This window comes from Bradyrhizobium sp. SRS-191, assembly GCF_024586915.1.
In the GTDB taxonomy this organism is placed as follows: domain Bacteria; phylum Pseudomonadota; class Alphaproteobacteria; order Rhizobiales; family Xanthobacteraceae; genus Bradyrhizobium.
The window spans coordinates 153,932-166,824 of the sequence record NZ_JANBVS010000017.1; the positions used below are offsets into that span (position 1 = coordinate 153,932).

Consider the following 12,893-nt stretch of genomic DNA (forward strand, 5'->3'; position numbering starts at 1 on the left):
CCGTCGTTGCGGAGCGCCGTCTTCTTCGCCGTCATTCCGGGGCGCGCGCAGAGCGAACCCGGAATCCAGAGCTTATCAGACAACCTCGAGATTCCGGGTTCGGTCGCTGTCGCGACCGCCCCGGAATGACGGTCATCGCACCAGCTCCTTCATCGCATTCTCCAGCCCTTCGATCGTGATCGGATACATGCGCTCGGAGAAGATGCGGCGGATGAGGGTGGTCGACTCCGAATAGTCCCAGTGCTTCTGCGCCACCGGATTGAGCCACACCGTATGCGGATAGGTGCGGATGACGCGATCCAGCCACACCGAGCCCGGCTCCTCGTTGACGTGCTCGACCGAGCCGCCGGGCACCATGATCTCGTAAGGCGACATCGAGGCGTCGCCGACGAACACGACCTTGTAGTCGTGCGGATATTTGTGCAGCACATCCCAGGTCGGCGTACGGTCGGTGAACCGCCGCTTGTTCTGCTTCCACACGCCCTCATAGAGGCAGTTGTGGAAATAGAAATATTCCATGTGCTTGAATTCGCTCTTCGCCGCCGAGAACAATTCCTCGACCTGGGCGACGTGCGAATCCATCGAGCCGCCGATGTCGAAGAACACCAGCACCTTCACCGCATTCCGCCGCTCGGGCCGCATGTGCACATCGAGATAGCCGTGATTGGCGGTCTCGCGGATCGTGGTGTCCAGATCGAGCTCGTCCGGAGCGCCGGTGCGGGCGAATTTCCGCAAGCGCCGCAGGGCCACCTTGATGTTGCGGATCCCGAGTTCGACATTGCCGTCGAGATCCTTGAACTCGCGACGGTCCCACACCTTCACGGCGCGGTTGTTGCGGTTCTTGTCCTGGCCGATGCGGACGCCTTCCGGATTGTAGCCGTAGGCCCCGAATGGCGACGTGCCGGCCGTGCCGATCCACTTGTTGCCGCCCTGGTGGCGGCCCTTCTGCTCTTCCAGCCGCTTCTTCAAGGTCTCCATGAGCTTGTCCCAGCCCATGGCCTCGATTTCCTTCTTCTCGTCCTCGGTGAGGTACTTCTCGGCCAGCTTCTTCAGCCACTCTTCGGGAATCTCAGCCTTCTCCATCGCATCCAGGAGATTTTCCAATCCCTTGAACACGCTGCCGAACACGCGATCAAACTTGTCGAGATTGCGCTCGTCCTTCACCAGTGCCGTGCGCGACAGGTAGTAGAAGTTCTCGACCGAATGCTCGGCGAGATCGGCGTCGATCGCCTCCATCAGCGTGAGATATTCACGTAAGGAGACCGGGACCTGCGCGTCGCGCAGTGCTGTGAAGAATTGCAGGAACATGCCCATTAGATCGCGCGGCCCGGCGGGCACGTCAAGGGCCGCTCCTGAGCGCCCGGCCTGGACCGGACGGCTTTTTGCTCTACAATCGCAGGAACCACAGATGGAATGGGGGTTTTCATGGGTATCATTGCAGCGCTGATCATCGGCGCCATCGCGGGCTGGCTCGCCGGGCTGATCGTGCGCGGCGCCGGTTTCGGCCTGATCGGCAACATGGTGGTCGGCATCATCGGCGCCCTGGTCGCGAGCTACGTGCTGCCGGCGCTGCACATTGCGCTCGCCAGCGGCACCTTGGGAGCGATCCTGGACGCCACGATCGGCGCGGTCATCGTGCTCGTGATCCTCTCGCTGATCCGGCGCGCTTGATTATTTCTGCTTCCGATGGCAGCCATCATTTCAAATGCCGCTGCCGCGGCGTAGCCACTCAACACAAGTTCGACCAACACAAGTTCGATCCGTAAGCGAGGCGCGATGAAATTTACCGGTACCCAGGACTACGTCGCCACCGACGACCTCAAAGTGGCCGTCAATGCGGCGATCGTGCTCGAGCGTCCGCTGCTGGTGAAGGGCGAGCCCGGGACCGGCAAGACCGTGCTGGCCGAGGAGGTCGCCAAGGCCGTCAACGCGCCGCTGCTCACCTGGCATATCAAGTCGACCACCAAGGCCCAGCAGGGCCTCTACGAATACGACGCCGTCTCCCGCCTGCGCGACAGCCAGCTCGGCGACAGCCGTGTGTCGGACATCAAGAACTACATCAAGCGCGGCAAGCTGTGGGAAGCGTTCACCGCCGAGCAGCGTCCCGTGCTGCTGATCGACGAGATCGACAAGGCGGACATCGAATTTCCCAACGACCTGCTGCTCGAACTCGACCGGATGGAATTCCACGTCTACGAGACCAACGAGACCATCAAGGCCAAGCTGCGCCCGATCGTCATCATCACCTCCAACAACGAGAAGGAGCTGCCCGACGCGTTCCTGCGCCGCTGCTTCTTCCACTACATCAAGTTCCCCGACGCGGACACGATGGGCCGGATCGTCGACGTGCACTTCCCGAACATCAAGAAGCGCCTGGTCGAGGAAGCGCTGCGGATCTTCTTCGAGGTGCGCGACGTGCCCGGCCTGAAGAAGAAGCCGTCGACCTCCGAGCTGCTCGACTGGCTCAAGCTGCTGCTCAACGAGGACATCGGCCCCGAGCAGCTGCGCGAGCGCGACCCGCGCAAGCTGATCCCGCCGCTGCACGGCGCGCTGCTCAAGAACGAGCAGGATGTGCATCTGTTCGAGCGGCTCGCCTTCCTCAGCCGCCGCGAGGTCTGAGGCTTCGGTCGATCGCACCGCAGAGCTGACGGGGCGAAGCATCCGCTTCCCCCGTTCAAGGTCCGACCATGCGCCCGAGCGCACGGACGATGCCGTCGACCGCGATCGGCTTCTCGCAGCGGAGAATGTTCGAGAACCGGTCGGGAATGATCGACTCGTCATAGCCGGTCGTGAACACGAAGGGGACGCCGCGTTCCACCAGCAGATCCGCCACCGGGAACGCCATCTCGCCGCGCAGATTGACGTCGAGCACGGCGCCTTCGATCCGCTGCTCTCGCTTGATCAGGTCGAGCGCGTCAGGAACCGTTCCGACCGGACCCAGGACGGTGCCGCCCGCGTCTCCGAAGGCGCAGCGCAGTTCGTCAGCCAGCATGTATTCGTCCTCGACGATGAGGATGTGTCGGTCGCGAAGCGAGCGTTCAGGCATGCTCCTCGAGCTCCAATGTCGTGAGCGAAACGGGGATCGATATCGTGCAACGGACGCCATCGGGCGCGAATGCGTAGGACGTCCTGGCGCTGAGCTGATAGGGCAAGGCCTGCTCGATCAGTTCGCGCCCCTGGCCGGTGCCGCCGGGCACGGCGCCTGGGGGCGGCATGTCGACGCCGCTTTCGCGCCAGTCGATGTGCAGCCAGGGTCTTTCGTCCGCGCCGTGACGCTCGAGCGACCAGGCCACCGCCAGACGGCCCGACGGCTGCGCCAGCGCACCATATTTGACCGCGTTGGTGGCAAGCTCATGCAGCGCCATCGCGAGCGTCTGCACGGTCGACGAGCGCAGCCGCACGCCTGAGGGGCCAGCGAGCTCGATGCGCTCAGAACCACCGGCCACCGCGGACAGCTCGCTGCGGATCAGGTCGTCGAAGGTGACGCGGTCGTGCTCATTGAGCCGCGATAGCAGCCCCTGAACGCGAGACAGAGTGTCCAGCCGATCGCGGTAGCGCGCGCGGAAATCGGCGAGGTCCGTGCTGGCGCGCGCGGTCTTGTCGGCCATCGCGCGGACGACGGCCAACAGGTTGCGGGTGCGATGCTGCAGCTCGGCCACCAGCACCTTCTGCCGTTCCTCCCATTCGCGCCGCCCGGTCACGTCGAGCATCGCCCCGGTCATGCGGATCGCATGCCCGGCCTGGTCATAGAAGAAGCGCCCGCGACCATAGAGATAGCGGATCGAGCCGTTCGGGTGCACGACGCGGAACTCGCGGACATATTCGTCGCGCGCCTCCATCGCCCGGCGCAACGCCGTCTCCGTCTCCGCGCGATCCTCGGGATGAAGCCGCACCGTCCAGGCCTCGTAGCTCGGCGTCACTTCGCCGACACCATAGCCTTCCATGCGGAAGTGCTCGTCCGACCAGTAGACTTCGCCGGTCACCACGTTCCAATCCCACAGGCCGAGCCGCCCGACCTCGACCGCGCTGCGCAGGCGCTCCTCGCTCTTGCGCAGTTCGTATTCGGCCTGCTTCTGCTCGGTAATATCGCGCGCGGCGCCGAACCACTCGACGATCTCGCCGTCACTGCCGAGCATGGGAATGGCACGCGAATGCGCCCAGCCCAGCGTGCCGTTGATGCGAATGACACGGTGCTCCAACTCGAAGACGCTCTTGGCCTCGATCGCCCTGGTGATGGCCGCCATGACCTGCGGCTGATCGTCCGGATGGATGTACTTGGCCAGCCAGCGCTGGTTCGGCGCCATCGTATCGGCGATGAAATCCTTGCCTTGGAGATAGCGCATCTCCGTCCAGTCGGGGCTCATGCGATAGACGATATCGGAGCTCGCGGTGACGAAGGCGCGAAAGCGCTCTTCACTGGCGCGCAGACGCTCGGTCGCTTCAGCACGCAGGCGCGCCATCTTGAGATGGGCTTCGACCCGCGCCAGCAGCTCACGCGCGCTGAAGGGCTTGATCAGATAGTCATCGGCGCCCGCCTGCATGCCCTCGACACGGCTCTCCTCACCGGCACGCGCCGACAGCAGGATGACGGGAATGGTGCTGACCTGCGCATCGGCACGCACGCGTGCGAGCAGCTGAACGCCGTCGAGCCGCGGCATCATCACGTCCGATAGGACAAGATCAGGCTTCGCCCTGGCGATGGCCGCGAGGGCCGCCTCGCCATCGCCGACCGCCTCGACATCGTAATGTGTCGCGAGCAATCGGCGGACATAGTCGCGCATGTCGGCGTTGTCGTCGGCCAGAAGGATGCGGGCGCGCGAGACGGTCCGCTGGCCGGAGGGGGCCGCGCCGTCCATGTCGGAAACGGGCGGCGCGACGAACGGAGGCGCGTCCGGCAGCCAGTGCAGGGCCTCCTCGATGAAGGCGCGCGCACCGAGCACGATCGGCTCCTGCGTTGCGGGCACATCGACCTGCCCGGGCGGAAGATGACTCCGCCCCTGCGTCACATGAACCGTGAAGATGCTGCCTCGTCCGAGTGCGCTGGTGACGCCGACCGATCCGCCGTGCAGCTTCGCGAGCTCCTGCACCAGCGCAAGCCCGATTCCCGAGCCTTCATGGGTTCGGCCATCCGCGCCCGCCACGCGATGGAAGCGCTCGAACAGCTTCGGCAATTCATGCTGCGGAATGCCCGTTCCGGTGTCGCGAACGGTGAGCTCGATCGTGTCGTCGACGGCGCGCAGCTTGACCTCGATCTCGCCTGTGAAGGTGAACTTGAACGCGTTGGAGAGCAGATTGAGGACGATCTTCTCCCACATCTCGCGATCGACATAAGCGGGCTCTTGGAGAGGCGGGCAATCGACGATCAGCTTCAGGCCCGCAGCCTCGATCGCAGAGCGGAATACGCTGGCGATCTCCTCCGTCAATCTCGCCAGATCGGTCGGCACGAAGGCGGCCTGCATCCGACCCGCCTCGATTCGCGAGAACTCCAACAGCGAATTGACCAGCTTGAGCAGCCGCAGGGCGTTGCGCTGTGCGATCTCCAGGCTGCCGCGGTCCGCGGGCGATGGTCCCTGCGGGCGCGACAGCACGTCTTCCAGCGGCCCTAGCATGAGCGTGAGCGGCGTTCGGAATTCGTGGCTGACATTGGCGAAGAACGCCGTCTTCGCCCGGTCGAGTTCGGCCAACGTCTCGGCGCGCCGCCGCTCGTCTTCATAGGCGAGCGTCTCGGCAAACGAGCTGCCGAGCTGGGTTGCCATCAGTTCGAAGAAGCCCTGGTGCTCGCCGTCCAGCGCACGGCGTGGGTTCGCGCCGCAGATCAGCATCGCCGTAGGCCGTTCGCGTCCCGTCGTGACCGGCAGCACCAGCGCCATCCGTGGCGGGTCCGGCCAGGCGCCTCTCGGCACATCGGGAAAGCTCGCGCTGTCGAGCGCGACGCGGATCGGCGCCACCGTGTGCGCCGCCGCCCGGATCGGCCAAAACGTGGCCCCACCATCATCGAGAGCGATATGCACTGGCGCGATGGCGCTGCCCGGCTGCACGCCGGCGGCGCCAAGCAGGTGCGCCGACCGCCCGTCCTCGCTGAGCTGGTAGATCAGCGCGAACGGCACGTCGTGTGGATTCTCGGCGAGAACATCGGCCACGCCGCGGCAGGCATGCTGCAAGCCTTCGGCGCGACCACGCGCGGCGAGATCGCGCAAGGTCCGCATGCGGCGCTCGCCGACGACCTTGGCGGTGGTCTCGATGACCGGCGTGAACACGCCACCGACGCCGCCGGTCTCGTCGCGAATCGGCGAATAGGAGAACGAGAAGTAGGTTTCTTCAAGATAGCCGTGACGATCCATGAACAGCGGCAGATCGCGGGATCGCGTCGCCTCGCCGCGCGCAATCACCTGCTCGAGCATCGGGCCGATGATGTCCCAGATCTCCGGCCACACGTCGCGTCCGGGCGCCCCCAATGCTGCCGGATGTTTTTGCGATCCCAGCAGCGAACGGTACTCGTCGTTGTAGAGCATGACGAGTTCGGGCCCCCACCAGATCAGGATGGGGAATGCACAGTCGAGGCAGGTGCTGACCGACGTGCGCAGCGATTGCGGCCAGCACTCCGGCGCGCCCAGCGGCGATCGCGACCAATCATGGGCGCGCATCAGCGCTCCCATCTGTCCGCCGCCCTGCAGGAAATCGGCTCCGCGGACGAGGACCTGAAACGTCCCACGGCTGGCGCCCGAGTGCTCGTTCACGCGTTGCCCCTTTTTCGCCGCACGATACCGTGAAACGCGCGAACTCGCCAAGTTCGGGGGCCGCTTTGCCCGAACGCGGAACCGGCCCGCAGGCTGTGGGTTCCATCTTTCGCGGCGCCATCCACAGCCGTTCTTGAACACGGGACAAGCTGCCGGGAATGCTCGACGTGCGCGTCCTGACTTGATATCCGCCACCCTCTGCGAGACGCGGGTTTGAGTCGGGGCACATGACGGTTGCGATCGAGATGGGGCAGACCGCGGCGGGATCGCCTGCGGCTCTCGACCTCGAAGAACTGCTTGCGACCCGCCTGCTGGTGCAGGGCAATTCCGGCTCCGGGAAATCGCATCTGCTGCGCCGGCTGCTCGAGCAGAGCGCGCCCTGGGTGCAGCAGACGATCATCGATCCCGAAGGCGACTTCGTCACCCTCGCCGAGCGATTCGGCCATCTCGTCATCGAGGCCGAGGACCACACCGAGCGCGCCCTCCAAGTCGCGGGCGAGCGGGCGCGCATCCACCGCGTCTCGACGGTGCTCAACCTCGAAGGTCTTGACGCCGAGAACCAGATGCGGCGCGCGGCGGCGTTCCTCAACGGCCTGTTCGAGATCTCGCGCGACCATTGGTACCCGATGCTCGTCGTCGTCGACGAGGCCCAGCTGTTTGCGCCGGCCGTGGCCGGCGAAGTCTCCGACGAGGCGCGCAAGGCCTCGCTGGGCGCGATGACCAATTTGATGTGCCGCGGCCGCAAGCGCGGGCTTGCGGGGGTGATTGCGACGCAGCGGCTGGCGAAGCTCGCCAAGAACGTCGCGGCCGAGGCCTCGAACTTTCTCATGGGCCGCACCTTCCTCGACATCGACATGGCCCGCGCCGCCGACCTGCTCGGCATGGAGCGGCGGCAGGCGGAGGCGTTCCGCGATCTCGAGCGCGGCCAGTTCATGGCGCTCGGCCCCGCGCTGTCGCGCCGGCCGCTGGGCCTGCGCATCGGTCCGACCGACACCAAGCCGCGCAATGCGACGCCGCGGCTGATGCCGCTGCCGGAGGCGTCGCTCGAGGACGCCCGCTCCGTCATCCTCGCAGCCCCGCCGCCGGAGACGAATGCGCGGCCGCAGCGCAAGCCGCAGCCGGAGCTGCTCGACCAGCTGATGGCGGCGAAGTCCGCCGCGCTGGAGTTTCGTCCCGAGCCGCCGCCGCCTGAAGTCAGCGAGGAGGAGCTGGCCGAGCGCAAAGCCCGCGTCGAGCGCGTGCTGCGCGCTGTCTTGGCCGAGCCCGACGCCGGCTTCCGCGCCGTCGGCGTGCTCTACCAGGAATTCGTCGTCCGCTGCCGGATCGAGGGGCTCGGCACCGCGGTACCCGACCTCAACGAATTCCGCCGCATGCTCACCCGCGCCCGCGCCGGGCTCGGCGGTGACGAGACCTCCGACGATGCGGGCTGGCAGGACGTCACCTTGCGCGCCTCGCTGCTCCCTGAGGACATGCAGGGCGTGTTCATGATGCTCGCCCGCGCCGCCAAGGACGGCCGCCCATGTCCGAGCGATGCCGCGATCGCCCGCGCCTACGGCTCGCATTCGCTGCGCCGGGCGCAGCGGCTGCTGACCTATATCGAGGACCAGGGCCTGATCGTCTGCCAGCTCGACGGCGCCGGCCGCCGCATCGTCACCCTGGTCGAGCTCGCATGGGCCACCGCTCCCGGTGATCCCAACGCGGACGACGCCGATCAAGCTCTCGTCCCCACTTCGTCTTGAGGATGCGCCCGGATCACTCCGGACGCATCCCTGTGTTGTCCGCGATCAGGTCGCGGCGATCTTGCCCATCGCCGGATCGCTGATGCTGGGCCGGCCATTCTCGACATGGCCCGCGAGCTGCCAATTGAAGTTCGCATCGCTGTCCGTCGTGACGGTCAGGTCGTACCAGCCGTGAGTCTGCTCCAGCCGCACCTGCGTCTCCAGCCGCTGGCCGCGCTGCAGGCGATGCCGCTCGCTGCGCCCCGTGTAGTTGTCGGCGAGCGTCACCACGCAGCTCGCGCCCTTGTTGGTCAGCGCGATCGCGAGGCTGCGCGTATCGTCGTCGTCGCCCCAATTGCAGAGATGAACGGTGTCGACGTCGACCAGCGCCGCCGTCGAGACGACGCCGCCCTTGAAGTGGCGATGGAAGCCGTTCGGGCCGTACACCGACAGGTCATACTGGCCGGCGCTGGCCGCGAGGTCCCACACGCCGTTGAGCGACTTGCCGGCCTCGACCGTGTAGCTCCACGGTCCCGTTGCGGTGTTGCCGGAACGGACGTGGAAGCAGACACCCGCCTGCCCCGGATTGACGAAGCGGATGCCGAACGTCTTGTGAGCCGCATCCGCATCGCCGTCGACGCGCAGATCATAGGGCAGCGCGCGCGCCGGACGGATGCCCGGCTCCTGCTGCGGCAGCACCTGCTTGGCCGGCGGCACCGGGTGATAGTCGTCGAAGCGCGCCCCCGAGGTGATGTCGGAGACCGGCGGCTTGAAACCGGCCGTGCTCGGCAGCGGCGCGAGACCTTCGTTCGGCGAGGTGAAGTTGAAGGCGGAGGTGAGATCGCCGCAGACGGCGCGACGCCAGGCCGGGATGTTGGTCTCGAACAGATCCTTGGAAAGATCCTTGGCATGACGATGGAAGCGGCGCTCGATGAAGCGGATCACCGAGGTGTGGTCGAAGACCTCCGAGCACACATAGCCGCCACGCGACCACGGCGACACCACCATCATCGGAACGCGTACGCCGAGACCGTAGGGGCCGGCGAGATGATTGGCGTCGCCGGCGAACAGGTCGGTGCTGACATCGACGGTGGACTGGCCCCAGGCCTGCGACATCGCGGGATACGGGCCGACGACGTGATCGAAGAAGCCGCCGCCCTCATCGTAGTTGATGAGCAGCGCGGTCTTGCTCCACAGCTCCGGATTCGAGGTCAGGATGTCCAACACCTTGGAGATGTACCAGGCGCCCGGACCCGGCAACCAGTTCGGATGCTCGCTGAAGGCCTCGGGCGCCGCGATCCACGATACCTGCGGCAGGGTACCGTTGCGGACGTCGTTGCGCAGGCCGTCGAACAGATTCTCGAACGTGCCGCCATTGGCGATGTTGCTGCCGCGCAACGCCTTCTCATACAGCGGGCTGCCCGGCTGCGAGTTCTGGTACTGGTGGAAGTACAGCAGCGAGTTGTCGCCGTAATTGCCGATCCAGGGATTCTGCGTCCAGCCCCAGGAGCCCGCGGCCGTCAGCCCGGTGCCGATGTCCTGATACACCTTCCAGGAGATGCCGGCCTTCTCCAGGCGCTCCGGGAACGTGGTCCAGTCATAGCCGGCCTCGGCATTGGTGATGACCGGGCCGCCGTTCTTGCCGTCATTGCCGTCCCAGCCTGTCCACAGATAATAGCGGTTCGGGTCGGTCGGCCCCATCACCGAGCAGAAATACTGGTCGCAGATCGTGAAGGCGTCGGCGAGCGCATAGTGCCAGGGCAGATCCTGCCGGTTCATGCAGGTCATCGTCGTGGTGCCCTTGTTGGCGATCCACTTGTCGTAGTTGCCGTTGTTCCAGGACCTCTGGCCGTCGTTCCAGCCATGCGCGACGTCCTCGACATAGACCTGGCCGGCATTGTCGACGCGGAACGGCATCACGGAGCCCGCGCCGTTCGGCTGCTGCCAGACCGGATTGCCGTTCGGAAGCTTCACGGCGCGCGGATCGTTGAAGCCGCGCACGCCCCGCATCGCACCGAAGTAGTGATCGAAGGCGCGGTTCTCCTGCATCAGCACCACGATGTGCTTGACGTCCTCGATGCTGCCATGACGGTTGAACGCCGGAATGGCGTGCGCGCGCTCGATGCTCTGGCCGAGGGCTGCGGTTGCGGCCGAGGCTCCGAGCAGCCGCAGGAACTCGCGACGGTTGTGCGCGATCGTGTTCGACATCTCGTTCAATCCCCTGGTGATGACGGTGTCGAGCGGCTTAGGTGGCGGCGTTAACAGCCGCGTGACCGGGCGGTTAAGGAAGTGTTGCAGGGTTTTGACAGCGGCCGCGGAAGCAGCGCCCGCGCTGCCGCCATGGGTCTTGCGCCAGAGCCGAAAAGCTGAATGATCCGTTCGGTTTGAGCGACGGGCAGGCGAAGCCCGGTCTCGCGGGCGACACGTTGCGTTGTTGAGGATGGTTTGCAAATGCCGACATTGACGACGCAAGCGGCGGGCCTGCCGGAGGCGCCGGGATGGTTCTGGCTGTACGTCGTGTCCAATGCGGTGATCGCGTGCGCCTTCTTCACGGTCTCCGCGGTCATCGCCCTGTACCTCCTGCGACGCTGGAAGGAGGTCATGTTCCGCGGCGCCCTCGCCGCGCTCGGGGTGTTCGTGGCGCTGTTCGGCCTCACGCGCCTGCTCGCGATCCTCGATCTCTGGGTGTCGGACGCGAGGATCGAGAGCCTCGTCTATGCCCTTCTGGCTCTGGTGTCCGTCGTGGTGATCGTGGCCATGGTCAAGATGCTGCGCCAGATCCTGGTGCTGCCGACCCGCATCGTGCTGCAGAAGGCCTACGAACGACTGGAGGAGGAGATCCGGCAGCGTCGCGCCGCCGAGGCGATGGTGCGGCGCTTCCAGGAGATCGAGGCCAACGAGGCGCAAGTCCGCCAGGCGCAGAAGATGGAAGCGATCGGCCAACTCACCGGCGGCGTCGCGCACGACTTCAACAACATCCTCACCGTGATCACCGGGACGATCGAGATCCTCGCCGACGCGGTCAAGGACAGGCCGCAACTGGCCGGCATCGCCAGCATGATCAGCGCCGCAGCCGAGCGCGGCGCCGACCTCACCCGGCATCTTCTGGCGTTCTCGCGCCGGCAGCCGCTGCAGCCGCGCGCGACCGACATCAACGCGCTGATGGTCGATGCCGCCCGCCTGCTGCGTCCGACGCTCGGCGAGCAGATCGAGATCGAATCGATGCTCGCGCATGACAGCGCCCCGGCGCTGATCGACCCGAGCCAGCTCTCGACCGCGATCCTCAACCTCGCGCTCAACGCGCGCGACGCCATGCCGGATGGCGGCAAGCTCACGCTGGAGACCAAGAACGTCACGCTGGACGAGGACTACGCGCGGCTGAATCGCGACGCCAAGCCTGGCAGCTACGTCCTGATCGCGGTCAGCGACACCGGTGAGGGCATTCCGGCCTCGCTGCTCGACAAGGTGTTCGAGCCGTTCTTCACCACCAAGGAGGTCGGCAAGGGATCGGGCCTCGGACTCAGCATGGTCTACGGCTTCGTCAAGCAGTCCAACGGCCACGTCAAGATCTACAGCGAGGAAGGCCACGGCACGGCGGTGAAGCTGTATCTGCCGCGCGCCACCAGCGCGCCGGAGCTGCCGGCCGCCGAGACCGGCCGCCCCGCCGTGGCCCGCGGCGACGAGACCATCCTGATCGTCGAGGACGACGCGCTGGTGCGCGACTACGTCGTCGCCCAGGTCCGCCGTCTCGGCTATCGCACGTTGTCGGCGAGCAACGCCGCCGAGGGGCTTGCGATCGTCGACAGCGCCGAGCGCATCGATCTGTTGTTCACGGACGTCATCATCCCCGGCGGCATGAACGGCCGCCAACTCGCGATCGAGGCGGAGAAGCGGCGGCCCGGGCTGAAGGTGCTGTACACGTCGGGCTACACGGAGAACGCGATCGTGCATCATGGGCGGCTCGATGCCGACGTGCTGCTGCTCGCCAAGCCCTATGTCAGCGCCGATCTCGCGCGCATGATCCGGACGGCGCTGGAGGCGTGAGGCGGCTTGCGTGGTTTGCCACCTCGCGCGCGTCATCCTCAGTGTCGTCCCGGCCTCGAGCCGGGACCCATAGCCACCGCCGGTCGTGGCTGGGAGAGCGCTATCCACTTGCGTGCCTCAAACATCTCCCTGGGGTTATGGGTCCCGGCTCGAGGCCGGGACGACAGCGGAGAGTTTGGCCGGCGCCTTGCCTCACATGGCTGACCTTGAGACAAGCCATCGTCTTCCCGCGGCACCGGATGCCCGAGTGATGCATCGCTCACATCCCTCTCGAAAGACGAGAGGGCGCGGAGAAGGCCGGGAGCCTGCCGCCCCCATGGCCCGCCTGCAGAAGAAAAGCAGGCGGCAGTCACCACAGGTTCGGCCAGAACATCCCGGCCTTCCCCGCGCGATT

The 12,893-nt window shown here is 66.2% G+C and carries 8 protein-coding genes; 4 read left to right on the plus strand and 4 right to left on the minus strand.

Annotated features, from left to right (window positions below):
- Positions 1–132 precede the first annotated feature (132 nt).
- Positions 133–1,308 (minus strand): VWA domain-containing protein, encoded by a 1,176-nt coding sequence (locus tag NLR35_RS26395; protein ID WP_257169456.1) that lies wholly within the window; start codon positions 1,306–1,308, stop codon positions 133–135.
- A gap of 117 nt (positions 1,309–1,425) precedes the next feature.
- Here NLR35_RS26395 and NLR35_RS26400 point away from each other — a divergent pair, with 117 nt between their 5' ends.
- Positions 1,426–1,671 (plus strand): GlsB/YeaQ/YmgE family stress response membrane protein, encoded by a 246-nt coding sequence (locus tag NLR35_RS26400; protein WP_257169457.1) that lies wholly within the window; start codon positions 1,426–1,428, stop codon positions 1,669–1,671.
- A 105-nt stretch (positions 1,672–1,776) separates the two neighbouring features.
- The gene (locus NLR35_RS26405; protein WP_008964954.1) at positions 1,777–2,619 is read left to right on the plus strand and encodes a MoxR family ATPase; all 843 of its coding nucleotides are present in this window, start codon (positions 1,777–1,779) and stop codon (positions 2,617–2,619) included.
- A gap of 55 nt (positions 2,620–2,674) precedes the next feature.
- Here NLR35_RS26405 and NLR35_RS26410 read toward each other — a convergent pair whose 3' ends face one another.
- Both NLR35_RS26410 and NLR35_RS26415 read right to left on the minus strand, forming a co-directional pair.
- Positions 2,675–3,046, minus strand: a complete 372-nt coding sequence (locus NLR35_RS26410) for a response regulator (protein ID WP_257169458.1) — start codon at positions 3,044–3,046, stop codon at positions 2,675–2,677.
- Positions 3,039–6,737, minus strand: a complete 3,699-nt coding sequence (locus tag NLR35_RS26415; RefSeq protein WP_257169459.1) for a PAS domain-containing protein — start codon at positions 6,735–6,737, stop codon at positions 3,039–3,041. The genes NLR35_RS26410 and NLR35_RS26415 overlap by 8 nt, the downstream gene beginning before the upstream one ends.
- A gap of 227 nt (positions 6,738–6,964) precedes the next feature.
- Between NLR35_RS26415 and NLR35_RS26420 the strand changes: the two genes are divergently transcribed.
- Positions 6,965–8,476, plus strand: a complete 1,512-nt coding sequence (locus tag NLR35_RS26420; RefSeq protein ID WP_257169460.1) for an ATP-binding protein — start codon at positions 6,965–6,967, stop codon at positions 8,474–8,476.
- A 45-nt stretch (positions 8,477–8,521) separates the two neighbouring features.
- Here NLR35_RS26420 and NLR35_RS26425 read toward each other — a convergent pair whose 3' ends face one another.
- Entirely contained in the window at positions 8,522–10,663 is a 2,142-nt protein-coding gene (locus tag NLR35_RS26425) for a phosphocholine-specific phospholipase C (protein ID WP_257169461.1), read from the minus strand.
- A 363-nt stretch (positions 10,664–11,026) separates the two neighbouring features.
- Here NLR35_RS26425 and NLR35_RS26430 point away from each other — a divergent pair, with 363 nt between their 5' ends.
- Positions 11,027–12,499, plus strand: a complete 1,473-nt coding sequence (locus tag NLR35_RS26430; protein ID WP_257169468.1) for an ATP-binding protein — start codon at positions 11,027–11,029, stop codon at positions 12,497–12,499.
- Positions 12,500–12,893 lie beyond the last annotated feature (394 nt).

Coding starts and splice junctions, on each gene's coding strand:
- NLR35_RS26420 (WP_257169460.1), top strand. CDS start 6,965: ATGACGGTTGCGATCGAGATGGGGCAGACCGCGGCGGGATCGCCTGCG.
- NLR35_RS26425 (WP_257169461.1), bottom strand. CDS start 10,663: ATGTCGAACACGATCGCGCACAACCGTCGCGAGTTCCTGCGGCTGCTC.
- NLR35_RS26400 (WP_257169457.1), top strand. CDS start 1,426: ATGGGTATCATTGCAGCGCTGATCATCGGCGCCATCGCGGGCTGGCTC.
- NLR35_RS26410 (WP_257169458.1), bottom strand. CDS start 3,046: ATGCCTGAACGCTCGCTTCGCGACCGACACATCCTCATCGTCGAGGAC.
- NLR35_RS26405 (WP_008964954.1), top strand. CDS start 1,777: ATGAAATTTACCGGTACCCAGGACTACGTCGCCACCGACGACCTCAAA.
- NLR35_RS26395 (WP_257169456.1), bottom strand. CDS start 1,308: ATGTTCCTGCAATTCTTCACAGCACTGCGCGACGCGCAGGTCCCGGTC.